Raw genomic sequence first — 25,229 nt, 5'->3', positions numbered from 1 at the left:
GAAACGGCGAGGCACACCATGAGCATGGATATCGCGACCGCCCCCGGCAAGCGCCTGACCTTCGCCCGCGTGAAGGCCTCGCTGACGTACCGCGCCTCGGCGCGGGCCTTCGACGCCTTCGAGGGCGGCAAGCGCACGCTGCACCGCCTGGCGGGGTCGCATCCCTCGCGGACGCTGTTCATCTTCGGCGCGCAGCGCAGCGGCACCACCCATCTGGAGCGGCTGTTCCGCGCCGATCCCCGCACGGTCGTCTTCGGCGAGTTCAGCCCGCTCTCGATCGACCCGTCGAAGACGGTCTGGACGCCCCTGCCCGAGCTGCGCCGCCGTCTCGACGCCGCCAAGGGCAGCTATGCCGTTGCCCGATCGCTGCTGGCCTCGCACCGCGCCATCGAGATCCTCGACGCCGTGCCGGGCTCGCGCGCCGTCTGGGTGTTCCGCCGCGCCGACGAGGTGGTCGCCTCGATGCTGCGCAAATGGCCGGGCAATTTCGAGCAGATCTCGCGCCGGGTCGAGACCGGGGCCGACGGGGTGTGGGAATTGGAGACACTCTGGAGCGACCTGCATGACCGCGCCGAGGCGCTGAGCAGCGCCGCGCCGGGCAGCGAGGCGCGGCTGCGCGATCTCTACGCGCTCTACTGGCACGCCCGCAACGACGCCTTCTTCGATTGCGGCATCGATGCCGATCCGCGGATCCGGCTGCTGGACTACCAGACGCTGCTGGCCCGCCCCGCGGAAAGCATGGCCGCGCTGGCGCGGATGACCGGCACCGGCGCGCCGCTCCTGCGCTTTCCGACCCGCACCGAGCGGCGCAATCCCCGCGTCGCCCGGCCCGGCTATCTCTCGCCCGAAGTGGCCGCGCTCTGCGCCGAGCTCTACCAGCGGCTGGCCGCGACCGCGGCCGCAGCAGAGGCCCGGCCATGACGCTCGCAGTCGCAACCAGCAATCCGATGGCCGTGGCCGAGACCTATATCCGCCAGCACATGCGGCTGATCGCGCCCGGGCGCACCGTCGCCATCGGCCTTGACTGCCCCGAGGCCACCGCGCTCGACCTGCCGCTCTTCTGCGTCCGGCGCGGTCCCGGCGGGGCCGCGGGCAAGGCGCTCAGCCTCGCGCGGCGCTGGCGCACCGGCTATGGCGCGGCGCTGAGCCTCGCCGAGGAGCGCCGCCTGGCCGAGTTCCTGCGCGCCCATGGCGTCGAGGCGGTCCTGGCCGAGTTCGGCACCACAGGCGCGGCGCTGCGCATGGTCTGCCGCCGGGCCGGGCTGCCGCTTTTCGTCAATTTCCACGGCTACGACGCCACCGTCCTGCCCAAGCGGCGCGACATCCGCGCCTGCTACCGGCTGCTCGCGGCCGAGGCGGCGGGGGTGATCTGCGGCTCCGAGCATTTCGCCGGCATCCTGCGCGATCTGGGCTTCCCGGCCGCCAAGATCTCGGTCATCCCCTGCGGCATCGAGCTGGAGGGCTTCTGCGCCGATGGCGCGAAGGATCCGGATCTGGCCATCGCCGTCGGCCGGCTGACCGCGAAGAAGCGGCCCGACCTGACCATCCGCGCCTTCGCCGAAGCCCGCCGGAGCCGTCCGAACCTGCGGCTCGAGGTCATCGGCGACGGCGGCCAGCGGGGCCGCTGCGACGCGGTGATCGCCGAGCTCGGCCTGGGCGGCGCGGTGACCATGCTGGGCGCCTGCACCCATGAGGAGGTCAAGGCGCGGCTGGCCGGGGCCGGGCTCTTCCTGCAGCATTCCGTGACCGCCGAAAGCGGCGACCAGGAAAGCCAGGGCATCTCGCTGCTCGAGGCGATGGCCTCGGGCCTGCCGGTCATCTGCACCGACCATAACGGCTTTTCCGAGACCGTCATCGAGGGCGAGACCGGCTTCCTGTCGCCCGAGCACGACATTCCCGCCATGGCCGCCAATATCCGCCGCGTCACCGCCGATCCCGAGCTCGCCCGGCGGCTCGGGCAGGCCGGACGGGCGCGCGTCGAGCGGCTCTACGGCGCCGACAGCCTCGCCGCGCGGCTGCGCGGCCTCATCCTCGGGCAGGAGACGGCCGCGCCGCTCCGCCCGGCCCAGCTCGCTGAGGCAGCCCCATGATCCGAGTGGCCTTCGGCTCCGTCCCCAAGGACGGCGGCACCTTCACCTTCTACCGCAACATGCGCCCGGCGCTGCTGCCCCATGGCATCGACCTGCGCTGCGTCGCCGCCGGACCGGCCCAGGCCGCGCTCTGGGAAGACAGCTTCGCCGACGAGGGCTGCGTGCTCTTGGCCGCCAGAAGCGACAGCCTGAAGGCGCAGGCCAGGGCATTCGCCGACTGGTGCGAGGCCGAGGAGATCGACATCGTCTTCGGCGTCAACTCGCCCGCGATCCTCTCGGCGCTGCCGCATCTGCCCGGGCGCATCCGCGCCATGGCGCGCTGCGCCAACGGCTTCGACGAGGGCTACCGGCTGACGATGATGGGGCGCGAGCGGCTGGCGAAGGTCGTGGCCCTGGTGCCGCGGCTGCGCGACGACCTGATCGCCGATTACGGCGCCGACCCGGCGCGGATCGCGCTGATCCCGAACGGCGCCTCGCCCGAGCGCTTCGAGGCGGCGGCCCGCGCGGAACGCGGCCGGGGCGCACGGCTGGAGCTGGGCTTCCTCGGGCGGCTGGAGCATGGCCAGAAGGGCGTGCTGCATCTGCCGCCCGTGCTGGAGCGGCTGGACGCGGCGGGCATCGCCTACCGGCTGTCGATCGCGGGCAAGGGCAAGCACGAGCCCGAGCTGCGCAGCGCCATGGCCGCGCATATCGAAGACGGCCGGGTGCGCTTCACCGGGACGCTGACGCCGGACGAGATCCCGGGCTTCCTGGAAGGCGTCGACTGCTTCCTCTTCCCCTCGCATTTCGAGGGCTGCCCGAACGCGCTGCTCGAGGCGATGATGGCCGGTGCGGTGCCGGTCTCCTGGTGCCTGCCCGGGATCACCGATTTCCTGCTGAAGGACGGCGAGACCGGCCTCTTGTCGCCGGTCGGCGATGTCGACGGCTTCGCCGCCTCGATCGTCGCGCTGGCAGGGGACCGGGCCCGCACCGCGCAGATGAGCCGCGCCGTCGCCGCCTCGGCCCGCGCCGAGTTCTCGGTCGAAGCCTGCCGCGCCGCCTATGTCGCGCTCTTCGGCGAGGTGATGGCAGACGCCCCGCCCGCCTGGACGCCGCGGCCCTGGTCGCGCTTCGAGACCGATCCGCTCTTCCGCCCGCGCCCGCTGGCCCGGCTGATCCCGGCGCGCCAGCGGCGGATGCTGCGCAGCATGTCGGACCGGCTGCTGAAGCAGACGCCCGCCCCGGCGGCGCCGCGCCCGGCCCCCGGCACCGCGCCGCGCGTGCACCAGATCGTCAACAGCTTCGGCATGGACCGCGGCGGGGCGGAGCGCCTGGCCCGCGGGCTGCATGTGGCGCTGCGCGCGCGCGGCGTCGATGCCCGGCTGGTCGCGCTGGAGGCCTGCGACACCGGCGGACTCGAGGGCGCGACCTCCTTCGGCTTCGCCAGCCCCTATGATCCGCGCGCGCTGCTGCGGCTCGGCGCCTATGCAAGAGAGATCGCGCCGGGGGACATCGTGCATGTGCATCTCTTCCCCGCCATCGCCCATGTCGCCGCTCTGGCGCGGCTCGGCCGGATGCCCGGGCGGCTGGTCTTCACCGAGCACAATTCATCGAACCGCCGCCGCGCCCATCCCCTGGGCGGGGTGATCGACGACCAGGTCTACCGTCCCTTCGAGCGGATCGTGACGATCAGCGTCGGCGTGGCGGAGGAGCTGTCCCGCGCCCGGCCCTGGCTGGCCGACCGGACGGTGGTGATCGAGAACGGCTGCCACCTGGCCTTCGGCGCGCCGCCCGAGCGGCCCGAGACCGCGGCGCCGGTGATCCTCTCGGTCGGGCGGCTGGCCGAGCAAAAGAACTATCCGGTGGCGCTCGAGGCGCTGGCGGGCCTGGGCGACGTGCCCTTCCGCTATGTCGTCGCCGGAGACGGGCCGGAGCGCGCCGCGCTGGAGCGCCAGGCAGACGCGCTCGGCCTCGGAGACCGCACGACCTTCGCCGGCCATGTCGCGGATGTCCCCGCGCTGCTCGCCGAGGCGGACATCTTCCTGATGCCGTCGAAATGGGAGGGGTTCGGCCTAGCCGCGGCCGAGGCGATGAATGCCGGGCTGCCGGTTATCGCCGCCGATGTGCCCGGGCTGCGCGAGGTGGCGGGCCCCGATGGCGAGGCCGCGCTGCTGGTCGACCCGGCCGATCCGGAGGATGTCGGCCGCGCGCTGTCGCGGCTTCTCGGCGACCGCCAGCTGCGCGCCGAACTGGGCCGCGCGGGCTTCGAGCGCGCCGGCCGCTACGATTTCGCCCGCTTCGTCTCCGACCATCTGCATCTCTACCGCAAACTGGGGGAGTCGCCCGCCGATGCAGCCTAGTCCCGGACGTCCCACCCCCGGCATCGGGCTTTTCGCGATCTTCGTCTTCGTGCTGATCGCGGTGCCGAAGATGAACGTCAAGATCGGCCCGGTGCCCTTCTACTTCATCGACGGGCTGATCGTGCTGCTGCTCTTCCACGCGCAGAAGCTGCCGCCCCTGCCGCATGGCCGCCGCCCCTTCGCGGGCACGATCCAGGTCATCCTGATCCTGGCGCTGGTCAGCGAGATGATCGGCATGGCCCGCTTCGGGACCTATCTGGAAAGCGGCTACATCATCATCCGGACCTGCCTGGCCTTCAGCGTGTTCTTCATCGCCAGCCAGATGGTGCGCAATGTCGCCGATGTCGCCGTCGTGCTGCGCGCGGTGGTGCTGGGCACGATCGTCACCGCCTCGCTGATGATCCTGACCTCGCTGCCGCAGACCCGCGAGCCGGTGATGGACCTGGTCTTCTCGCATTCCATCCTGGAGCCCGCGACGAACGAGGTCGTCGACGACTACGCCAATGCCGGGGAGAGCGGCGTGCGCGGCCGCACCCTGGTCGGCGTGTCGATCCTCGGCGCGACCTTCATCAATGTCTGCTGGCCGATCGTGGCCATGGCCTGGCTCTGGCCCTGGCGGCTGACAGGCATGTGGCGCAACCTCGCCATGCTCGGCTGCCTGCTGGCGCCGATGGGCGTGCTGATGAGCTATTCGCGCGGCCCGATCCTGGGCAGCATCCTGATCGTGGCCGCGGCGCTGGTGCTGGGCCTCAGGCGGGTGCGGCGGGGGATCCTCGTCCCGGTCGTGCTCGGCGTCGCGCTGGTGGCGGTGGTCGGGGTCGGCTCGCAGCTCTTCTTCTTCGACCGGCTGGTCAACCGCACCGAGGCGATGTTCGACGCCCCGATGCAGGACGAGCGCGAGAGCGAGCGCTTCCTGGCCTATTCCCAGCCCTTCGAGCATGTCATCGAGCATCCCGCCTTCGCCCTCTTCGGCGAGGGGATCACGGTGCGCTTCGCCTATGTGCCGGGCGAGGTGCAGATGCGCGGCCAGGCCACCCACGCGCTCTTCGCGATTTCCTACTACGCCTACGGAATGGTGGCGGCGGTGCTCTATATCGCGCTGCTGGTCCGCCTGCTGCTGCGGCTCGCCGGCCCCGCCCTGTCACGCGACAGGAAGGTCCACAGCATGATGGCCCAGGTGCTCTTCGTCTCGGCCCTGGCGCTCGTGCCCTGGATCGCCTTCGGCCATGCGGCAGTCTCCACGCCGCGCGGGGCGATGCTGTTCTTCCTCGTCATCGGCCTCGCCTCCGGGCTGGAGCATTTCCGCGCGCCCGTCCGCCGTCCCACTCGCAATCTTCCGGTGTACCATGTCTCAAGTCGTCATCCTGCTATCGGATAAGCGGTCGGGTTCCACCATGTTCCAGGACGAGCTGTGCCGGCATGGATCGGTGCAGACGGTGCCCTATTCGCCGCATACCTACCTGGAAACCCACTGGTGGCTGATGGCGGCCGTGCTGCTCGAGCGCCCCGGCGCGCTCTTTGCCGGCGGCAAGCCCTACGAGGGCTATGGCAGCCGCCGCAACACCCGCGCCTACATGATCGACCTGCTGGAGCACTGCGCCCCGGGCTACGTCCCCCCCGAGGAAAACGAGGCGCTGGTCTTCGGCGGCTGGGAGGCGATCTGCGAGGCGCTCGCCCGCCCGGTCTTCTTCGAGAAGTCGCCGCAGCTCCTCGCCCATTGGGCGGCGCTGAGCCTGCTTCTGGAATGGATGGAGCGGACCCGCTTCGAGGTGAAGATCATCGGGCTGGTGCGCAATCCGCACGGGGTGATGTATTCCGCCTCGAAGCTCTTCGGCACCGATCCGGCGAGCCGCCAATTCGCCTGGGCCAATGGCTGCCGCAACCTGCTGGCGCTCGAGGCGATGCTGCCCGCGGGCAGCTACCTGCGCCTGCGCTACGAGGATCTGCTGCCCGATCCGGTGGAGAGCTTCGCCGGTGTCGCCCGCTTCCTCGGGCTCGCGCCGGACCCCGCCGCGGGCTCGGGAACGCGCGGAGGCTCGACCGAGAAATGGGTCCGCGACAGCGAGTACCGGCTGGGGCTCGACGCGTCGGTCCGGCAGATCGCCATGCAGTTCGGCTATGGCGCCGCAGAGCTCGACCTGCCGCGCAGCGCCAGCGCCGGGCGCGCCGCGCCCGCCCCCGACCTGCGCCGCCGCCTGCGGATCTGGCTGAACCGCCGCCGCGACCGGTTCCTGCAGCCGATGATGCTGCGCGCCCGCGCAGCCTTCCGGAACGGCCGGTGAGGCGGCGATGATCCCCGGAACCGACATCACCCTGGGCGTCGTCGCGATCAGCCGCAACGAGGAGGCCAACCTGCCCGGACTCTTCGCCAATGCGGCGGACTGGGCCGACGAGATCGTCATCATCGACAGCGGCTCGACCGACCGCAGCCGCGAGATCGCCGAAGCGGCGGGGCCCGGGGTGCGCTTCATCGAACGGCCGATGTCCGAGACCGAGGGCTTCGCCGGGCAGCGCAATGCCGGGATCGACGCCGCAAGCGCGGACTGGCTGCTGCATGTCGACTGCGACGAGCGGCTCTCGCCGGAGCTTCTGGCCGAGATCTTCGCCACCCTGCCCGGCACGGCGATGAACGGCTTCCGCTACCGGCGGCTGAACCATTTCCTGCACCGGCCGATGCGCCATGGCGGCTGGGATTCCTGGAACCGTCCGCAGCTGGCGCGGCGCGGGCACCACCGCTTCACCGGGCGGATCCACGAGGCCTGCGAGATCGAGGGCGGCGCGGCGAAGACCGGCCAGCTCGAGGGGATGATGATCCATCTCAACGAGGAGAGCTTCGCCGAGCGGCTGGCCAAGAGCGCGGGCTATACCGCGATGACTGCCGACGGGATCGAGGACGCAGGCACCGAGGTCAGCGGCAGCCAGATCCTGTTCCGCACCGCGCGCGAGTTCCTCAAGCGCTACCTGCTGCAGCGCGGCTTCCTCGACGGCACGCCGGGGCTGATCTCGGCACTGCATTCCGCCACTGCCGAATTCCGTGCCCGGGCGCTGGTCTGGGACCGCCAGAACGCCATCTCGCGCGACCTCTTCGAAGCCGAGCTGGCCCGCGCCTGGCACAAGGACGGGAAGGACCCGCTGTGACCGCAGACCGCCCCCATATCCTCTTCCACCGGCCCACGCTCTGGGCCTCGGACATCCAGTGCTCGACCAAGCTGCTGTCGCGGCTCTGGGCGTCGGAGGGCTGGGACGTCACCTATCTGCAGAGCCCGCTGGATCCCGTGCATCTCCTGCGCGGCAAGGGCTATCTCGGCGCCTGGCAGGACAGCCCGCGCATCGAGGACGGCGTGCGGATCGTCACCCCCGCGACGCCGGTGCCGGTGCGGGACATCCCGCCGCTCGACGGTCCGGCGGCCTCGGATCTGCGCTACCGGCTCTGCCTGCCCTCGATCCGCCGCTCGGTCAGCGCGGCGGGCCGGGGCGCACCCGACGTGGTCTGGACCACCGTGCCCGGCAGCGCGCCGGCGCTGCGCGCGGCCTTCCCCGCCGCGCGGCTGGTCTTCCATGTGATCGACTACTACCCGGCCTTCCGCGGCGAGGCGGTCAAGCGGCTGGAGCGGCGCGACTATGCCGTGGCCGACGACATCTTCGTCATCGGCCAGGCGCTGAAGGACTACCTCACCGGCGAGCTGGGCGTGCCGCCCGCCAGGGTCTCGGTGCTCGGCCAGGGCGTGGAGACCGAGCGCTACCAGGTCGCCGCCGGGGCGCCGCCCGAGATCGCCGGCCTGGCGCATCCGCGCGGCATCTGGACCGGCGTTCTGTCGAAGGGCGATCCCGAGCTCTTCGCGGCCGCCGCCCGCGCCTTCGAGGCCGCCGGCGGCAGCCTCCTGCTGATCGGCCCCTCCGCGCCCTGGGCGGAGCGCCTGGCCGCGGCGCATCCGCAGACGGTGAAGCTGATCGGATCGCGCCCGCCGCCCAGCATCCCGGCCTATCTCTGCGCGGCCGATATCGGGCTGATGCTCTACGACCGCGCCAAGGCCGATGTCTATCGCGGGCAGAACCCGCTGAAGCTCTACGAATACGCCGCCGCGGGGCTGGCCATCGTCTCCACCCGGCATGACGAATTCGCCACGCTCGCCCCCCCGGTGGAGATCGTCGACACGCCCGAAGAGGCCGGCGCGGCGATCACCGCCTTCGCCGCCGCGGACCCGCAGGAGGCCAGGGCCCGCGCCCTCGGCTTCGCCGCGCGCCATGACTGGCGCAGCAAGGTCCGCGCCCTGATCGAACGCTACACAGAGGCCGGAGCCGCATGACCGTCGCCTATTTCGCCAACCAGTTCGCAGACAGCCACGGCCACGGGCTCGCCCGCTACGCGCGCGACCTCTTCGACGCACTGCAGAGCGACGGCGGCCCGGAAGACGACCGGATCGTGCCGGTCGCGGGCTGGTCCTCGCTGCCCTCCGCCGCGCTGGAGGAGCGCCAGCGCGAGACCGGGCTGCGGATGACCGGGCTCGGCCGCCAGGGCACGAAGCTGGCCTGGACCTTCCTCAACCGCCCCTCGATCGAGACCTGCCTCGGCGGCGGGATCGACATCGTCCATGCGGTTTCGCTGGGCTATCCGGTCGCCACCCGGCGGCCGCTGGTCGTCACCGTGCACGATCTCGGGCCGCTGACCCATCCGGAGTTCTTCCGCAACACCCGCCCCTGGGTGATGGAGCGCAGCCTCGCCCAGGCGGTCGAGCAGGCGCACACCATCGTCTGCGTCTCGGAATCGACCGCGCGCGAAGTGCGCGAGCGCGCCGGGCCCGGGGTGGAGGACCGCCTGCGCGTGGTGCTCGAAGGCGTCTCGCCGCGCTTCTTCGCCCCCGCCGATCCCGAGACGCTGACCGGGCTCGACCTGCCGCCGCCGGGCACGCCCTTCATCCTCTCGGCCGGGCAGATCAGCCCGCGCAAGAACTTCCAGGGGCTGGCCCGGGCGATGCGCCACGCGATCCGCGACATCCCCCACCACCTCGTGCTGGTCGGCGGGCCCGGCTGGGACAGCCCGGACTTCCGCCGCGAGATGGAGGACGAGGAGCTGCGCCGCCGCGTCCACCTGCCGGGCTTCGTCAGCGACGACGCGCTGCGCGCGCTCTATGACGCCGCGGCGCTCTATGTGCATCCGTCGCTCTACGAGGGGTTCGGACTGCCGGTGCTCGAGGCCATGGCCAGCGGCACGCCGGTCGTCGCCTCCGATGCCAGCGCCCTGCCCGAAGTGGTCGGCACCGCCGGGCGGCTGGTCGATGCCACCGATCCCGAGGCCATGGCCGCCGCCATCGTCGAGGTCTGCAGCTCGGAGGAGACCCTGGCGAAGATGGCCGCGGAGGGACGCGCCCACGCCGCCCGCTTCACCTGGGCAGAGGCCGCGCGCCAGATGCGGGAGGTCTATCGCGATGCCCGGTCCTGAGCAGCGCCGGCGGAGGGCCGGGAGATGAGCGTGGACGTGCAGTTCCTGTCCTTCCGGCCGATGCTGGGCCACGGCACGACGGAAATCCGCTGCGCCCAGCCGGCCGCCTTCCTGCGGCAGGCCGGGCTGAGCGCCGCCACCGCGCAGCTGCTCGACGCGCCCGCCGCGCGCTGCCGGCTGCTGGTGCTCCACCGGGTGCGGATGAGCCCGATCCTGACGCGCGTCGTCGCCCTCGCCCGGTCGCGGCAGACGCCGGTGGTCTACGATATCGACGACCTCATCCTCGACGGCCCCGCCGGGACCGAACTGTCGCCCGCCATCGTCGCGGCGCTGCAGCTTGCCGACGCGGTCAGCGTCTCGGGCGGGGCGCTTCAGGCGCGGATCGCGCCCCTGCATCCGGACACGCGCATCCTGCGCAACAAGCTCTCCCGCCCGGTGCTAGATGCCGGGCGGCTGGCACCGCGCAGCGCCGCCGCGGACGGCGCGATCACGATCGGCTATTTCAGTGGCTCGGCGCATCACGACGCGGATTTCGCCATGATCGCGCCGGCGCTGCGGCAGATCCTGCGCGAGCTGCCGCAGACCCGGCTGATGGTCGCGGGCAAGATCGCCATCGATCCGGCCTTCGCGGAATTCGGCGACCGCGTCCGGGTCGAGCCCTTCCGGCCCTATGCCGAGTTCGTCTCGCTGCTTGGCCAGGTCGACATCAACCTCGCGCCGCTCGATCTCGGCTCGGATTTCGCCGGGGCGCGCAGCGAGCTGAAATACCTCGAGGCCGCGGCCTTCGCCGTGCCGACCATCGCCTCGCCGAGCATCGCCTTCTCGGACGCGATCGAGGATGGCCGCACCGGGCTGCTGGCCCAGCCGGGCGCGTGGCACGCCGCGCTGCGCGCGCTCTGCGGAGACCCGGCGCTGCGCGAGCGGCTGGGCGCCGCCGCGCGCGCCCATGTCGAGCGCCAGTACGGCCCCGAGGCCGGCGCGGCGGAATGGAGCGATCTCTTCGCCTCGCTGGCCGGCGCGCCCCGGCCGCGGCCCGACCGGCTCGCCGACTTGCAGGCCGCGCTGTCGCTGCGCGCCGAGGCGCGGGCCAATGCCATGCGCAGCGCCGCCAAATCCGGCCTCCGCCGTCTGGGAGCCCTGCGGACATGAAGATCCTGCTGACCGCCAACACCTCCTTTGCCCTCGCGAATTTCCGCGCCGGGCTGATCGCGGCGCTGAAGCAGGACGGACACGAGCTGGTCGCGCTGGTCCCGGTCGACGACTACACGCCCGCGCTGCGCGAGGCCGGCTGCACGGTGATCGAGCTGCCGATGGACCGCCGCGGCACCCGCCCGGACCGAGAGGCCGCCACCTTCCTGACCGTGGCGCGCACCCTGCGCGAAGTGCGCCCCGGCGCGGTGCTGAGCTACACGATCAAGAACAACCTCTATTCCGGCATCGCGGCGCGGGCGATGGGCATTCCCTTCCTGCCCAATGTCACCGGGCTGGGCACCGTCTTCTCGGGGCGCAGCACGACGACGATCCTGGCGCAGCGCGCCTACCGGCTGGCCTTCGGCCGCGCCCGCGCGGTGTTCTTCCAGAATTCCGAGGACCGGGCGCGCTTCACCGGCGAGGGGCTCGTGACCGAGGAGCGGGCGCGGCTGCTGCCCGGCTCGGGCGTCGATCTCGGCCGCTTCGCCGTCACCCCCCTGCCCGGCACGCAGCAGGCGCCGGTCTTCCTGCTGATCGCCCGGCTGCTCTGGGAGAAGGGCATCGGCGAATACGTGGAGGCGGCGCGGATCGTCCGCGAGCGCTATCCCGAGGCGCAGTTCCGCATCCTCGGCGCGCTGGAAAAGCCCGGCGATGCCGCGGTGCCGGAGGCGCGGCTTGCCGAATGGACGGAAGAGGGCGCGGTCAGCTATCTGGGCACGGCGCGGGATGTCCGCCCGGTGATCGCCGGGGCCGATTGCGTGGTGCTGCCCAGCTACTATCGCGAGGGGACGCCGCGGGTGCTGCTGGAGGCCGCAGCCAGCGGGCGCCCGGTGGTCACGACCGGCGAGCCGGGCTGCCGCGATGTCGTGGCCGACGGCAAGACCGGCTACCTCGTCACCTCGCGCGATGCCCGGGATCTGGCGCGCGCGCTGCTGCAGATCGCGGATGCCGCCCCGGAAGCCCGCCAGGCGATGGGCTGCGCGGGCCGGGCGCGGATGGAAAGCCTCTATGACGAGAAGCTCGTCATCACCGCCTACCGGACGGTGCTGAACGAGCTTTCCGCGGCATGACCATGCGGCGCCCCCCGGACCAGGCAGCAGGGACCGGCCGGCCCTGCCTGACGCGCTCAGCGCCGCAGCGGGCAGGCCTCGGGATCCGGCAGCACGTAGGGCACCTGCGGCCGGGCGCCGGGACGGCGGCGGCGGTCCTCGGTCGAGGAACAGCGCGGCGTGCCGGTCACCAGCCCCGCGCCATCGACCCCATGCGCGGTCCAGCCCTCCGGCGCCTCTTCGTTGAGAACGCGCAACTCCTTGATATTTCCAAGGAATGTCATGTTCTCCCAGTGGATGTCATAGCCGTCGCGGATCAAGAAGGCGCGCATCTCGTCGCCGGTCGTGCTCTCGATGATCGAATTCGCCACGCGGATGTCGTGCGGCATCAGCGCCTCGGCATTGCCGGCGGTCAGGATATCGTGGCGGTCGAGCACCGAGATGACGATCGCGTTCGACTCGTCGATCACCTGGACGCCGTCGATGCGGGTGCCGTCGATGCCCGCTTTCCGGCTGTCCTCCGCGGCATCCTCCAGGCTGACCTTCAGATCGATCCCGTTGGCGAAGAAGACCGAGTCCGTGATGCGCCCGTCCCGGAAGCCGCCGGTCGCCTCGATCCCGTCGCGGTTGGCGTCCTCGAAGAAGCAGCTGCTGACCGAGATGCCGCCCGGCCCGTAGCCGCCATCGGTCGCGGTCCGGATGGCATCGCCGACCGCGTAGCGGAAATGGCTGCCGGTGATGGTCGCGCCGTCGCTGCGGCCCTCGAGGCTGATCTGGTAGTTCGCGCCCTCGAAGAAGCTGTTTTCGACGGTCATGTCCGGGCTGTTGCGGGCATCGATGAACATGTCGACATTTCCCTGGAATTCGGAATTCACGAAGGAAACGCGCTCATGGCCGAAGAGGATGAATATCCTCTTGGGGTAGTAATGCTCGCCGGGCTGGGCCTTCGTTCCAAGGTAATCCGTCTGCGGCGCGGTGGACGACCGGATCACCAGATTGGACACGGTGAGCCCGTCTGCAGCGATGAAAAGCGCGGTTTTGTCGCCGGGCCTGGAAACGACATCGAACCCGCCGCCATTGACGCCTTCAACCGTCATTCCCGGCAGAAGCTGCAATTCGGATGCATCGATCCGGTATATTTTCTCCACCCGCAACGTGTCGCCGGGCTGCAGGTCGTTTGCGAGAAGCGCGGCAAGCTTTTCTCCGACATCGGATCCGGCTTTCCATCCCAGCTCCCGGGTGGAGAGGACCCTGCCCGAACCGGAGGCGGAGTCTTGGGCAGATGCCCGTTCGGGCAGCGCCAAGATGGCGATCGCGAAGGCCGCCACGGCGAGAATCAGCGCGGCCCCTCTCCGCCTCTGCCGCCGCCGCGGCGCGGGAGAGATGGCCGCAAGCCAGGCCGCCGGATTGATTTTAGGGTTGCAGTAAAGACCGGGACCGGCCAAGCGCTGCGCAGGGCGTCCCGGCGAGGCCCGCCGCGACGCGTCCTGCGCCCGGCTGCGGGACGATACTGTTGCGATCGTAAAGGTATCCATGGGAAGAACACTTTCCATCCGACAGGTCGCCAAAAACTTAGCGCATTGAAATATTTACGTTTACCCGTCTCGTGCGGCCATTTTCGGCGGCCCGTGGCTGAAATCCGGCCCGAATCCGGGGCGTGGCCATCCGCACGATTTTCGTCCATTCAGGCGAAATACTGCTCGCCCCAGAAGCACAGAAAGCCCCATTCCGCAAGTGGAATGTATGGAGTTCCCGACCTCCGGCAAAATTTCGCTCTTGTAACATGGACAGCTTTTAAGTCAGTCTGTATTAAGTCGAGGAGGCGGGGGAGCCGGGTGTGGGCCGAACATAATCCCCCATCAAGATATACTGGCTTGACAGACCAGGCCATTGCCGTCCCGGACATCCTACCGTTCCGGGATTGCAGCGTTTGGAAATGCCGATCGGGCAGTTGCGTTTCCGTCTTTCCGTTTTCGGGGAAGATGGGCACCTGGCCTGCGGGTGAGAGTGTTTATTTTATTTGACCGCCTCGGGCGCATAGTTTTCAGGAGAGAGAAATGATCGTCTCCGACGATTTCAATGGCACGTCGCTCGACGGAACTGTCTGGAGCGCAGAAGGCCCCGCCGGGACCTCGGTCACGGTCGGCGCAGATGATAGCGACGCCTATCTGGAGCTCGCGACGCCGGACGGCAATTACGACATCTGGAACACGAATAACGCCGCGCGCGCCATGCAGGACATGGACGACACGGATTTCCAGCTGAGCGCCCGTTTCCTGACCACGCCCGAAGACAAGTACCAGGGCCAGGGGTTTCTCATCGAGGAAGACGAGAACAACTGGCTGCGCTTCGATACCTATTCGGACGGCACGCGGCTCTATGCCTATGCCGCGATCACCGTTGACGGCAATTCCACGAAGCTCTTCCGCGTCGAGATCCCCGGAGGCACGGCGCCCTATCTGCGGCTGACGCGGACGGGCGACCTGTGGGTCTTCGAATACTCGACCGACGGCACCAGCTGGACGACGGCAGGCAGCACGACGCAGTCGCTGGACGTCACCAGTGCCGGGCTCTTCGCCAGCAATACCGGCGCGGCCGTGGGCTACACCGCCCAGGTCGACTGGTTCGAGGTGACGGGCGATCCGATCACCGGGGAAGACGGCGACCTGGTCGTGGTGAATGACGCCCCGGATGCGGTGGCCGACAGCCTCGCCACCGACGAGGACACGGCGCTGGTCATCAACATCGACAGCGACCTGATGGCGAATGACAGCGATCCCGAGGGCGACGCGATCACCTTCGTCTCCTTCACGCAGCCGGCCAACGGCACGCTGGTCGATAATGGCGACGGCACGCTGACCTACACGCCGACGACTGGCTATTCCGGCGCGGACAGCTTCACCTACACGATCTCGGACGGCGAGAGCACGGATACCGCCACGGTCGCGCTGACTGTCACCGGCACCGTGACCGATCCGGATCCCGGGACCGGGACGGGCACGGGCTCGATGGTGTCGGACGATTTCAACGTGGCCACGCTCGACACGTCGGTCTGGACCATCGAAGGACCGAGCGGGATTTCCGGCGGCGTCAGCGCGGATGCGACCGACGCCTTCCTGGAGCTGGTGACGCCCGACGGCAATCACGATATCTGGGGCACCAACAACGCCGCCCGCGCCATGCAGGATGTGGCCGACGAGGACTTCCAGCTCAGCGCGCGCTTCCTGACCACGCCCGAGGACAAGTTCCAGGGCCAGGGCTTCCTGATCGAGGAAGACGCGAATAACTGGCTGCGCTTCGACACCTATTCCGACGGCACGAAGCTCTATGCCTTCGCGGCGGTCACGGTGAACGGCAATTCAACCAAGCTCTTCCGCGTCGAGATCGCCGGCGGCAGCGCGCCCTATCTGAAGCTGACGCGGACGGGCGATCTGTGGGTCTTCGAATACTCCACCGACGGCAGCAGCTGGACCACCGCGGGCAGCACGACCAAGGCCCTCGCCGTCACCAGCGCCGGGCTCTTCGCCAGCAATACCGGCGCCGCCGTGGGCTATACCGCCCAGGTCGACTGGTTCGAGGTGACGGGCGATCCGATCACCGGGGAAGACGGCGATTTCGTCGCCGTGAACCAGGCGCCGGACGCGGTGGCCGACAGCCTTGCCACGGACGAGGACACGGCGCTGGTCATCGACATAGACAGCGACCTGATGGCGAATGACAGCGATCCCGAGGGCGACTTGATCACCTTCGTCTCCTTCACGCAGCCGGACCATGGCACGGTGGTCGACAATGGCGACGGCACGCTGACCTACACGCCGACGACTGGCTATTCCGGCGCGGACAGCTTCACCTACACGATCACCGACGGCGAGAGCACGGATACCGCCACGGTCGCGCTGACCGTCACCGGCACCGTGACCGATCCGGATCCCGGGACCGGGACCGGCACGCTGGTCTCGGACGATTTCAATGTCGCCGCGCTCGACAGCTCGGTCTGGACGATCGAAGGCCCGAGCGGCATCTCGGGCGGCGTCAGCGCGGATGCGACCGACGCCTTCCTGGAACTGGTGACGCCCGACGGCAATCACGACATCTGGGGCACCAACAACGCCGCCCGCGCCATGCAGGACGTGGCCGACGAGGACTTCCAGCTGAGCGCGCGCTTCCTGACCACGCCCGAGGACAAGTACCAGGGCCAGGGCTTCCTGATCGAGGAAGACGCGAATAACTGGCTGCGCTTCGACACTTATTCGGACGGCACGAAGCTCTACGCCTTCGCCGCCGTCACCGTGAACGGGAATTCGAGCTCGCTCTTCCGCGTCGAGATCGCGGGCGGCAGCGCGCCCTATCTGCGGCTGACGCGGACGGGCGATCTGTGGGTCTTCGAATACTCGACCGACGGCACCAGCTGGACCACTGCGGGCAGTACGACCCGGGCGCTCGAGGTCACCAGCGCCGGACTCTTCGCCAGCAATACCGGCGCCGCCGTGGGCTATACCGCCCAGGTCGACTGGTTCGAGGTCTCGGGCGATCCGATCACTGCCGAGGATGACGGCTTCGTCGCGCCGAACCTGTCGCCGGAGGCGGCCGCCGACACCCTCGTGACCGAGGCCGACACGGCGCTGGTCATCGATATCGACAGCGACCTGCTGGCGAATGACAGCGACCCCGAGGGCGTGGCGCTCGCCTTCGTGTCGTTCACGCAGCCGGGCCACGGCACGCTGGCCGACAATGGCGACGGCACGCTGACCTACACGCCGACGACTGGCTATACCGGGGCGGACAGCTTCACCTACACGATCTCGGACGGCGAGACGACGGATACCGCCACGGTCTCGATCGGCGTCGACGTGCCGATCGGCGATGCGATCCTGGCCTCGGACGACTTCTCCTCCGGCGTGCTGGAGGACGACTGGACCTTCGCGGGCACGGCGGGCTCGGCCTCGATCCAGACCGACGGCACCGACTCCTGGCTGGAGATCACCTCTCCGGAGGGCGTCGCCGTGGATGCCTACCGGGCGATGACCACGCCGCGGGTGCTGCAGGATGTCGGCGAGGGCAATTTCGACATTGCCATCCACATGCTCAACGAGCCCTACGCCACCTACCAGGAGCACGGGCTTCTGGTCCTGGAGAGCGACACCCGCTGGTTCCGCTTCGACCTGGCCTACACGACCGGCAAGCTCGAGCTGCTGGTCGGCGACGTCAACGGGACCGTCCGCGGCTTCCCCTACCGCGAAGTCGTGCTGACCGGCGAGGTCAGCTACCTGCGGATCGTCAAGGACGGCCAGACCTACACCTTCCTCTACTCCGCGGATGGCGAAACCTGGACCGAGGCGATCTCGATCACCAGCGACCTCGATGCGACCCAGGTCGGCGTCTTCGCCGGCAGTGCCGAGCGGAATGGCGAGATCCCGGGCTTCGTCTCGAAGATCGACTGGTTCGAGACCTCGGTCGATCCGATCGTGGACGAGGACGGCAACATCACGGTGGTCAATGACCCGCCGATCGCGGCCGACGACGAACTGGCCGCGCCGGAAAACGAGCCGCTGATCATCATCGCCGCGAGCGACCTGCTGGCCAATGACGTCGATTTCGAAAGCGATCCGCTGACCATCAGCGGCTTCACCCAGCCGCTCCATGGCACGCTGGTCGACAATGGCGACGGCACGCTGACCTACACGCCCGAGACCGACTATACCGGCCTCGACAGCTTCGCCTACACGGTCAGCGACGGCGAGTTTGAAGATACCGCGAATGTCGAGATCACCGTCGGCTACACGCTGGATGTCTGGTACGGCACGACCCAGACCTTCGGCAGCCCCGGCGAGGCCCAGAAATGGATCAACGTGCTGGGCAATATCGGCGGCCCGGTCGCGACGCTCAGCTACAGCCTGAATGGCGGCGCGGCGCGCGCGCTGTCGGTCGGCGCGGATACACGGCGCCTGCAGGACGAGGGCGACTTCAACATCGACCTCGCCTATAGCGAGCTCGACGGGTCGAGCGCCGATGACGTGATCACCATCACCGCGGTGATGGAGAACGGCGTCGTCTACACCCAGGACGTCATCATCGAGTACGAGTCGGGCAGCGACTACGGCGTCAACTACGCGATCGACTGGTCGACCGTGACCAATATCCAGGACGTCGTGCAGGTGGCCGACGGCCAGTGGGAAGTCACTGACGAAGGTGCGCGGCCGACGCAGCTGGGCTATGACCGGCTGCTGGTGCTGGGCGACTCGACCTGGGACAACTACGAGCTGAACATCACCATCACGATGCACGACCTCCAGAACGAGGATCCGAACGGGCGCGACGGCGGCGCCTTCGGCATCGGCATGCTGTGGAACGGCCATACCGACGATCCGGTCAGCGGTTTCCAGCCGCATTCCGGCTGGGAACCCGGCGCGGCCTTCACCTTCGAGGACAAGTTCGAGAGCCACAGCTACCACAGCTTCACCGAAGTGCTGGGCGCGGCCAATTTCTCGCTCGACGAGGGCACGAGCTACAACTTCACCGTGCGCGTCGAGCAGGTGGGGATCTACGACCGCATGTACAGCCTGAAGGTCTGGGAGGTCGGCACCGCGGAGCCGGTAGACTGGACCATCCAGGCGGTCGAGACCTTCTCGCTGGACGAGGCGCCGGCGACCGGCGGCCTCTACCTCAACGCGCATTACTACGACGTCACCTTCGGCGATCTCAGCGTGACCGAGATCACCGGCGACGACATCCTGCAGGGCGAGGACGGGGATGACGTCCTGGTCGGCGCGGATGCCGGCAGCGCCAATCCCGGCCAGGGCGAGATCGACGTCTTCGTCGGCGGCAACGGCGCGGATGTCTTCGTCTTCGGCGACGAGAACGGCACCTACTACGACGATGGCGACAGCGCCGATGCCGGCCTGGGCGACTACGGCTTCGTCTACGACTTTGAATCGGGCACGGATCTGGTCCAGCTCCATGGTTCCGCCTCCGATTACTTCCTGACCGTCGACGAGGCCGAACTGACGGCCGGCACCGCGATCTGGCGCGCCGGACTGGCAGGCGAAGAGGATGAACTGATCGGCCTTCTGAACGGCGCCTACGACATCTCGCTCGCGAGCGATTTCATTTTCACAGACAGCCTGGTGGCGTAGAAAAACCTGCCAGACTCGTCCCGAATCCATGTATTAATACGCCATATGTTCGTGAAATTTTTTAGCGCAACCAGCGCACGACAGGCAAAAAGTCGAGAACGGAGTGCATGATTATGAAGACGGCAATTCTTGCTGGCGGCAAGGGAACCCGGCTTGCCGAGGAGACCATCATCCGGCCCAAGCCGATGGTGGAAATCGGAGGGAAGCCCATCCTCTGGCATATCATGAACATCTATTCGCACTACGGCTTCAACGACTTCGCCGTCGCCCTCGGCTACAAGGGCGACTACATCAAGCGGTACTTCGTCGAATACGGCACGCTGGCCGGCAACATCACCGTCGACATGGACAATGACAGCCCCGTCATGCGCCATGAGCAGGACCACGCGCCCTGGAAGGTCGACCTGATCGAGACCGGCGACGAGACCCTGACCGGCGGCCGCGTGAAGCGGCTGAAGCCCTTCCTCGGCGACGGCACCTTCATGCTGACCTGGGGCGACGGCGTGTCGGATATCGACCTGCACAAGCTGATCGCCTTCCACAAGTCGCATGGCAAGCTGGCGACGATCACCGCGGTGCGCCCGCCGGCGCGCTACGGCCACATGCGCTTCGAGGGCGACCAGGTCGTCGCCTTCGAGGAGAAGCCGCAGACCGCGGAAGGCTGGATCAACGGGGCGTTCTTCGTGCTCGAGCCGCAGGTCTTCGACTACATCGAGGGCGACATGGTCATGTTCGAGCATGCGCCGCTGGAGAACCTTGCGCGCGACGGCCAGCTGATGGCCTACCGCCATGAGGGCTTCTGGGCCGCCATGGACACCCTGCGCGACAAGCATACGCTGCAGAAACTGTGGGATTCGGGCGATCGCCCCTGGGCTATTTGGGAGAAGTGAATTGCGTGTTCTCGTAACGGGCCATCTCGGCTATATCGGCACTATCCTGACCCCGATGCTTCAGGCAGCGGGCCATGTCGTCCGCGGCATCGACAGCGATCTCTACGAGAGATGCACCTTCGAGCCGGGCGGAAAGGTTCCCGACATCCCGATGATCCGCAAGGACATCCGGGACGTGACGGCGGCGGATTTCCTCGGCATCGACGCGGTGATCCACCTCGCGGCGCTCTCGAACGACCCGCTCGGCGACTTCCGCCCGCAGACGACCTACGACATCAACTACGAAGGCACGATGCGCGTGGCGCAGGCCGCCAAGGCCGGCGGCGTGTCGCGCTTCGTGATGTCCTCGTCCTGCTCCAACTACGGCGCCTCGGGCCCGGACATGATCGACGAGACCGGCGCCTTTAACCCGGTCACGCCTTATGGCGAAAGCAAGGTCAAATCCGAGCTGGCGCTGGCGGAACTGGCGGATGACAACTTCTGCCCGACCTTCCTGCGCTCCGCGACCGCCTATGGCGTCAGCCCGCGGATCCGCTTCGACCTGGTGCTGAACAACCTCGTCGCCTGGGCCGTGACCACCGGCAATATCCACATGAAATCGGACGGCACCCCCTGGCGCCCGATCACCCATATCGAGGATATCAGCCGGGCGATGATGGCCACGCTGGAGACGCCGGTCGAGCTGATCCGCAACGAGGCCTTCAATGTCGGCCTGACCGAGCACAACTACCAGATCCGCGAGTTGGCCGAGATCGTCGCCGATGTCGTCCCGGGCTGCGAGGTGACCTTCGCCGAGAATGCCGGGCCCGACAAGCGCTCCTACCGGGTGAACTGCGACAAGATCCGCCGGGTCATGCCGCATTTCCAGCCGGTCTGGGATGCCCGCAAGGGCGCGCAGTCGCTCTACGAGGCCTATACCGCCGCGTCGCTGACCCTCGAGGAATTCGAAGGTCCCCGCTACCAGCGGATCGGCCATATCAAGAAGCTGATCGCCGACGGGCTGATCGACGAGACGCTGAAGCACACCGAAGCGGGCGAAGCCGCCCGCCCCGGCGGCTCGGCGGCCGATTTCTCCGAAGCCTTCACCGCGGATGCCGGCGAGGTCGAATGCATCTCCTGCAAGCACAAGGGCCTGCAGCCGATCCTCGATCTCGGCCTGATGCCGCGCTCGGACGGGCTGCTCGACCAGACCAAGCTGGCGTCGCAGGAGACCCTAGTGCCGCTGCGCCTCGGCTACTGCCCGCATTGCACGCTGGTCCAGCTGCTGGAAACGCGCCCGCCGGAAGAGATGTTCGGGGATGACTACCTGTATTTCTCCTCCTTCTCGGACGACCTGCTGAAGCACAGCCGCAGCAACGCGCTCGAGCTGATCGAGCGCCGGGAGCTCGGCGGGGACAACCTCGTCGTCGAGATCGCGTCGAATGACGGCTACATGCTGCAGAACTTCAAGGAGAAGGGCATCCCGGTTCTCGGCGTCGACCCGGCGAAGCAGCCGGCCAGCGCCGCGATCGAGAAGGGCATCGACACGGTCATCGATTTCTTCGGCACCCGCGTGGCCGAACGCCTGCGCGCCGAGGGCAAGCGCGCCGACGTGATCATCGCCAACAACGTCGTCGCCCATGTCGCCGACCAGAACGACCTGGTTGCCGGGATGGCCACGCTCCTGTCCGATGAGGGCATGGTCGTCGTGGAATTCCCCTATGTCCGCGACCTGATCGACTACATCGAGTTCGACACGATCTATCACGAGCATCTGTGCTACTTCTCGGTCCGCTCCGCGAAGGCGCTCTTCGAGCGGCACGGGCTCTATCTGAATGACATGCGCCATGTCGCGATCCATGGCGGCTCGCTGCGGCTCTTCTTCGAGAAGACCCCGAACCCCAGCGCCGCCGTAGACGCCGCGCTGGCGGAAGAGGCCGAGCTCGGCCTCGATACCTACGAGTACTACACCACCTTCGGCGCTCGCGTTCAGGCCTTCCGGTCGCGCGCGCGCGAGCTGATCGGCGGGCTCAAATCCGAGGGCAAGCGGATCGCGGCCTATGGCGCCGCCGCCAAGGGCACGATCATGCTCAACTTCCTCGAGCTCAACGCGCGGACGATCGAATACGCGGTCGACAAGAACGTCCACAAGCAGGGCAAGTTCATGCCGGGCGTCCGCGTTCCGATCGACACGCCGGACCGCCTGATGGCGGACAAGCCGGACTATGTCGTCATCCTGCCGTGGAATTTCCGCGACGAGATCATCAGCCAGCAGAAGGGCTTCCTGTCTGCCGGCGGGAAATTCGTCGTGCCCATTCCCGACCTGGAAATCGTCGAGGCGTGAGTCGGTAGCATGCAGCGATCAGAGAAAACCTGCCCGGCCTGCGGCGGGACCCATCTGAAGGAAATCTACCATCTGAGCGCCATTCCGGTGCAAAGTTGCATTCTGCTCGACACGCGGGAGGAGGCGCTCGCCTTCCCCCGTGCCGAGCTGAAGCTGGAATTCTGTCACGATTGCGGTTTCGTCTTCAACAGCCTGTTCGATCTCGACCTGGTGGACTACGCCTCCACCACGGAAGAGAGCCAGCATTTCTCGGACACGTTCAGCGGCTTCGCCAAGGGGCTCGTCGAGGAAATCGCGAACACCTACGACCTCTCCGGCAAGACGACGCTGGAGATCGGCTGCGGCAAGGGCGAGTTCCTGAAGGAGCTGGTGTCGAGAACCGGCACGACCGGCCTCGGCGTCGATCCGGGATTCATTCCCGAACGGCTTCCCGATGCGGATGCCGCCAAGCTCTCCTTCCAGAAAGAGTACTTCACGCCCAAGACCATCGGCATCCATCCCGATTTCGTCGTCTGCCGCCACACGCTGGAACATGTCCCGGATGTCGGCAGCTTCATGGCGGATATTTCCGAGGTGATCGACGGGACCGATGTCGGCATCTTCTTCGAGACGCCGGACGTGAACCGCGTCCTTTCCGAAGGCGCTTTCTGGGACATCTACTACGAGCATTGCTCCTATTTCACCCTGGGAAGCCATGCCCGCCTGTTCCGGAAATCCGGAATGGATGTCACCAATCTCTACCTGGCTTACGACTCGCAATACATCATCCAGTATGCGGAACCCGCGCAGGGCAATCCGCCGCTGGATGCGGAAGACGACCTGTCGAAGCTGCGAGACCTGGCGGAGACCTTCCCGGAACAGATCGCCGCGACCCGGCAGTACTGGACCGATTTCGTCAAGCAGCGCCATGCCGACGGGAAAACCGTGGCGATCTGGGGCGGCGGATCGAAAGGCGTGTCCTTCCTGACGACGAACAATGTCGGCGAGGAAGTGGCCCATGTGGTCGACATCAACCCGCACAAGCAGGGGAAATACCTGCCGGGCACCGGCCATCGCGTGATCGGGCCCGAAGGGCTGAAGACCGCAGGGGTCGACACGGTGATCGTGATGAACCCGATCTACCTGACTGAAATCAAGAACACGCTTCAGCAGATCGATGTCGAAGCGGAAGTTGTGGCGGTGTGATTATGGCCGATCATGAGACTTGCCCGGTTTGCAAATCGGCAGAGATAGCGCCCGTTTTCCATCTGCGGGACATGCCGGTCGTCTGCAACCAGCTCTGGCCCGATCTCGAAAGCGCGAAATCCGCGCCTTCGGGCGATATCGACCTCGTGGTCTGCAAGAGCTGCACCTATATCTGGAACCGCGCTTTCGACCCTGCGCGCATGGAATATGCGCCGGGCTACGAAAACGCGCTCCATTTCTCGCCGAGCTTCCAGGACTTCGCGGAGACCCTGGCGGCCTCCCTGGTCGGCAAGTTCGACCTCAAGGGAAAGCATGTCGTCGAAATCGGCTGCGGCGACGGCCATATGCTGTCGCTGCTCGCGGAAAAGGGCGTTGCCAGCGCGGTCGGGTTCGACCCGTCGATGCGCGGAAAGACCTCGCGTTTCCTCGAGACTCCGGGCGTCGAGATCGTCCCCGAATATTTCGGCCCCGACCACCTGAACCGCCCCTTCGACGCCATCATCTGCCGCCATGTTCTCGAGCATATCGACAGCCCGGCAGAATTCCTGTCGTCCCTGCGGGAAACGATCGGCGAACGCGACGTGCCGATCTATTTCGAAGTTCCCAATGCCGCATGGATGCTGAAAACGACCTCGATGTGGGACGTCATCTACGAGCATTTCGGCTATTGGAGCGCGACCTCCATCGCCACCGCCTTCCGGCTGTCAGGCTTCCGGCCGCTCGACGTGCAGACGAGCTATGGCGACCAGTTCCTGATGATCGAAGCGCGCCCCGACGCCATTTCGAAACCGGCCGCCGAAAGTCTCGACATCTCGACGCTGACCGATGCCTCTGCCTTTTCGGACAAGGCGGAAGGCTTTCTGAAGGATTTTCGGGAGCAGGTTTCCCATATGACGGGAAATGTCGTCGTCTGGGGGGCCGGTTCGAAGGGCATCACTTTCTGCAATGCCGTCAGAGATGATGCGCAGAACATCAAGGCGCTTGTGGATCTGAACCCTCGAAAGCACGGTCTTTTCGCGCCGGGCGTGGGTTTGCCCGTTCTTTCCCCAGACGATCTGAAGTCGCTCTCTCCCTCCCTCGTGATGATTTCAAATGGGCTTTACTTGGACGAGATAAAGTCCCAAGTTCAGTCACTGGGCCTCGACCCCGCCTTCTCCGTTATCGCGACGTAGGCCCTGGACTTCGGCAGCGGGTCGAATTCGGTCAAGCGCTTTCCGGCATGACGTCAGTTCGGTCTGGGTCGGCCTTGTTGCGCTAATCGAACGACAGGATGAGGATCCCCTTTCCTCTCCGGCTTCAGGCAACGACTTCGATTTCAGCTCTTCCGAGAGCCGAGCAGTGGTTCACGAATGAGCGGCAAACGCCACTGGTCCGAGCGCAGCCGCGAATGACCCGGATCTGGACCTCCGCCACCTGGCGGTCGAAGTCCCGCGACATCAGCCGCTGCCCGAGCAGCTTCACGCAGTTCATTTTCGGTTCCACCCTGCTGCGCCGGTGGTACCCGCTCCAGTTCCGCCAGAGCGCCCGGCCCAAGTGCTTTGACGCCCGCAGGATCTCGTTGCGTGCCCGGGCTCCGGCGGTGTCCGGCT

16 protein-coding genes and 1 pseudogene are annotated in these 25,229 nt (G+C 67.7%); 15 read left to right on the top strand and 2 right to left on the bottom strand.

Translation table 11 applies throughout. The annotated features are described in order from the left end of the window. Positions 1 to 18 precede the first annotated feature (18 nt). Genes FGX59_RS08510 through FGX59_RS08465 form a run of 10 tightly spaced genes read left to right on the top strand, consistent with a single transcriptional unit; the run spans position 19 to position 12,130 of the window. On the top strand, positions 19 to 921 hold the full coding sequence (locus tag FGX59_RS08510) for a sulfotransferase (RefSeq protein WP_138466104.1): 903 nt from the start codon (positions 19 to 21) through the stop codon (positions 919 to 921). Beyond that, on the top strand, positions 918 to 2,090 hold the full coding sequence (locus tag FGX59_RS08505; protein ID WP_138466103.1) for a glycosyltransferase family 4 protein: 1,173 nt from the start codon (positions 918 to 920) through the stop codon (positions 2,088 to 2,090). The genes FGX59_RS08510 and FGX59_RS08505 overlap by 4 nt, the downstream gene beginning before the upstream one ends. Next, a complete protein-coding gene (locus FGX59_RS08500) occupies positions 2,087 to 4,429 on the top strand; it encodes a glycosyltransferase (RefSeq protein ID WP_138466102.1) in 2,343 nt (780 codons plus the stop codon). Before FGX59_RS08505 ends, FGX59_RS08500 begins: the two co-directional genes overlap by 4 nt. Continuing rightward, positions 4,419 to 5,807: an O-antigen ligase family protein gene (locus FGX59_RS08495; protein WP_171060569.1), complete on the top strand. Its 1,389-nt coding sequence runs from the start codon at positions 4,419 to 4,421 to the stop codon at positions 5,805 to 5,807. Before FGX59_RS08500 ends, FGX59_RS08495 begins: the two co-directional genes overlap by 11 nt. Before the next feature lie 16 nt (positions 5,808 to 5,823). Then, on the top strand, positions 5,824 to 6,711 hold the full coding sequence (locus FGX59_RS08490) for a sulfotransferase (protein ID WP_171060568.1): 888 nt from the start codon (positions 5,824 to 5,826) through the stop codon (positions 6,709 to 6,711). 7 nt (positions 6,712 to 6,718) lie between these two features. Further along, positions 6,719 to 7,567 (top strand): glycosyltransferase family 2 protein, encoded by an 849-nt coding sequence (locus tag FGX59_RS08485; protein ID WP_138466099.1) that lies wholly within the window; start codon positions 6,719 to 6,721, stop codon positions 7,565 to 7,567. Further along, on the top strand, positions 7,564 to 8,736 hold the full coding sequence (locus FGX59_RS08480) for a glycosyltransferase (protein WP_138466098.1): 1,173 nt from the start codon (positions 7,564 to 7,566) through the stop codon (positions 8,734 to 8,736). Before FGX59_RS08485 ends, FGX59_RS08480 begins: the two co-directional genes overlap by 4 nt. Continuing rightward, positions 8,733 to 9,869: a glycosyltransferase family 1 protein gene (locus FGX59_RS08475; protein ID WP_138466097.1), complete on the top strand. Its 1,137-nt coding sequence runs from the start codon at positions 8,733 to 8,735 to the stop codon at positions 9,867 to 9,869. Before FGX59_RS08480 ends, FGX59_RS08475 begins: the two co-directional genes overlap by 4 nt. Before the next feature lie 24 nt (positions 9,870 to 9,893). Further along, positions 9,894 to 11,018 carry a glycosyltransferase family 4 protein gene (locus tag FGX59_RS08470; protein WP_138466096.1) on the top strand — a complete coding sequence of 375 codons (1,125 nt, stop codon included), beginning with the start codon at positions 9,894 to 9,896 and terminating at the stop codon, positions 11,016 to 11,018. Further along, complete coding sequence (locus FGX59_RS08465) at positions 11,015 to 12,130, top strand: glycosyltransferase family 4 protein (RefSeq protein WP_138466095.1); 1,116 nt, start codon at positions 11,015 to 11,017, stop codon at positions 12,128 to 12,130. The genes FGX59_RS08470 and FGX59_RS08465 overlap by 4 nt, the downstream gene beginning before the upstream one ends. Before the next feature lie 56 nt (positions 12,131 to 12,186). Here the strand turns inward: FGX59_RS08465 and FGX59_RS08460 are convergent, their stop codons facing one another. After that, entirely contained in the window at positions 12,187 to 13,644 is a 1,458-nt protein-coding gene (locus FGX59_RS08460) for a right-handed parallel beta-helix repeat-containing protein (RefSeq protein WP_171060567.1), read from the bottom strand. 522 nt (positions 13,645 to 14,166) lie between these two features. On the opposite strand from FGX59_RS08460, the gene FGX59_RS08455 reads away from it, so the two are divergent. From FGX59_RS08455 to FGX59_RS08435, 5 genes are all read left to right on the top strand, one after another. Further along, positions 14,167 to 19,242, top strand: coding sequence for a cadherin-like domain-containing protein (locus FGX59_RS08455; protein ID WP_138466093.1), 5,076 nt, complete (start codon positions 14,167 to 14,169; stop codon positions 19,240 to 19,242). A 113-nt stretch (positions 19,243 to 19,355) separates the two neighbouring features. Beyond that, a complete protein-coding gene (rfbF, locus tag FGX59_RS08450; protein WP_138466092.1) occupies positions 19,356 to 20,132 on the top strand; it encodes a glucose-1-phosphate cytidylyltransferase in 777 nt (258 codons plus the stop codon). A gap of 1 nt (position 20,133) precedes the next feature. Next, positions 20,134 to 22,455, top strand: a complete 2,322-nt coding sequence (locus FGX59_RS08445; protein WP_138466091.1) for an NAD-dependent epimerase/dehydratase family protein — start codon at positions 20,134 to 20,136, stop codon at positions 22,453 to 22,455. Between the two features lie 9 nt (positions 22,456 to 22,464). Then, the gene (locus tag FGX59_RS08440) at positions 22,465 to 23,640 is read left to right on the top strand and encodes a class I SAM-dependent methyltransferase (RefSeq protein ID WP_138466090.1); all 1,176 of its coding nucleotides are present in this window, start codon (positions 22,465 to 22,467) and stop codon (positions 23,638 to 23,640) included. A 2-nt stretch (positions 23,641 to 23,642) separates the two neighbouring features. Further along, complete coding sequence (locus FGX59_RS08435) at positions 23,643 to 24,812, top strand: class I SAM-dependent methyltransferase (protein ID WP_138466089.1); 1,170 nt, start codon at positions 23,643 to 23,645, stop codon at positions 24,810 to 24,812. 124 nt (positions 24,813 to 24,936) lie between these two features. On the opposite strand, the pseudogene FGX59_RS08430 reads toward FGX59_RS08435, so the two are convergent. Next, a pseudogene (locus FGX59_RS08430) lies at positions 24,937 to 25,229 on the bottom strand (hypothetical protein); the annotation flags it as partial.

Source organism: Poseidonocella sp. HB161398, assembly GCF_005870025.1.
In the GTDB taxonomy this organism is placed as follows: domain Bacteria; phylum Pseudomonadota; class Alphaproteobacteria; order Rhodobacterales; family Rhodobacteraceae; genus Mangrovicoccus.
This window is presented reverse-complemented; position numbering and strand designations above follow the sequence as displayed.

What these genes read in the sequence shown, in the direction of transcription:
- FGX59_RS08510 (WP_138466104.1), top strand. Translation starts at nt 19, where the DNA reads ATGAGCATGGATATCGCGACCGCCCCCGGCAAGCGCCTGACCTTCGCC.
- FGX59_RS08505 (WP_138466103.1), top strand. Translation starts at nt 918, where the DNA reads ATGACGCTCGCAGTCGCAACCAGCAATCCGATGGCCGTGGCCGAGACC.
- FGX59_RS08500 (WP_138466102.1), top strand. Translation starts at nt 2,087, where the DNA reads ATGATCCGAGTGGCCTTCGGCTCCGTCCCCAAGGACGGCGGCACCTTC.
- FGX59_RS08495 (WP_171060569.1), top strand. Translation starts at nt 4,419, where the DNA reads ATGCAGCCTAGTCCCGGACGTCCCACCCCCGGCATCGGGCTTTTCGCG.
- FGX59_RS08490 (WP_171060568.1), top strand. Translation starts at nt 5,824, where the DNA reads ATGTTCCAGGACGAGCTGTGCCGGCATGGATCGGTGCAGACGGTGCCC.
- FGX59_RS08485 (WP_138466099.1), top strand. Translation starts at nt 6,719, where the DNA reads ATGATCCCCGGAACCGACATCACCCTGGGCGTCGTCGCGATCAGCCGC.
- FGX59_RS08475 (WP_138466097.1), top strand. Translation starts at nt 8,733, where the DNA reads ATGACCGTCGCCTATTTCGCCAACCAGTTCGCAGACAGCCACGGCCAC.
- FGX59_RS08470 (WP_138466096.1), top strand. Translation starts at nt 9,894, where the DNA reads ATGAGCGTGGACGTGCAGTTCCTGTCCTTCCGGCCGATGCTGGGCCAC.
- FGX59_RS08465 (WP_138466095.1), top strand. Translation starts at nt 11,015, where the DNA reads ATGAAGATCCTGCTGACCGCCAACACCTCCTTTGCCCTCGCGAATTTC.
- FGX59_RS08460 (WP_171060567.1), bottom strand. Translation starts at nt 13,644, where the DNA reads ATGGATACCTTTACGATCGCAACAGTATCGTCCCGCAGCCGGGCGCAG.
- FGX59_RS08455 (WP_138466093.1), top strand. Translation starts at nt 14,167, where the DNA reads ATGATCGTCTCCGACGATTTCAATGGCACGTCGCTCGACGGAACTGTC.
- rfbF (WP_138466092.1), top strand. Translation starts at nt 19,356, where the DNA reads ATGAAGACGGCAATTCTTGCTGGCGGCAAGGGAACCCGGCTTGCCGAG.
- FGX59_RS08440 (WP_138466090.1), top strand. Translation starts at nt 22,465, where the DNA reads ATGCAGCGATCAGAGAAAACCTGCCCGGCCTGCGGCGGGACCCATCTG.
- FGX59_RS08435 (WP_138466089.1), top strand. Translation starts at nt 23,643, where the DNA reads ATGGCCGATCATGAGACTTGCCCGGTTTGCAAATCGGCAGAGATAGCG.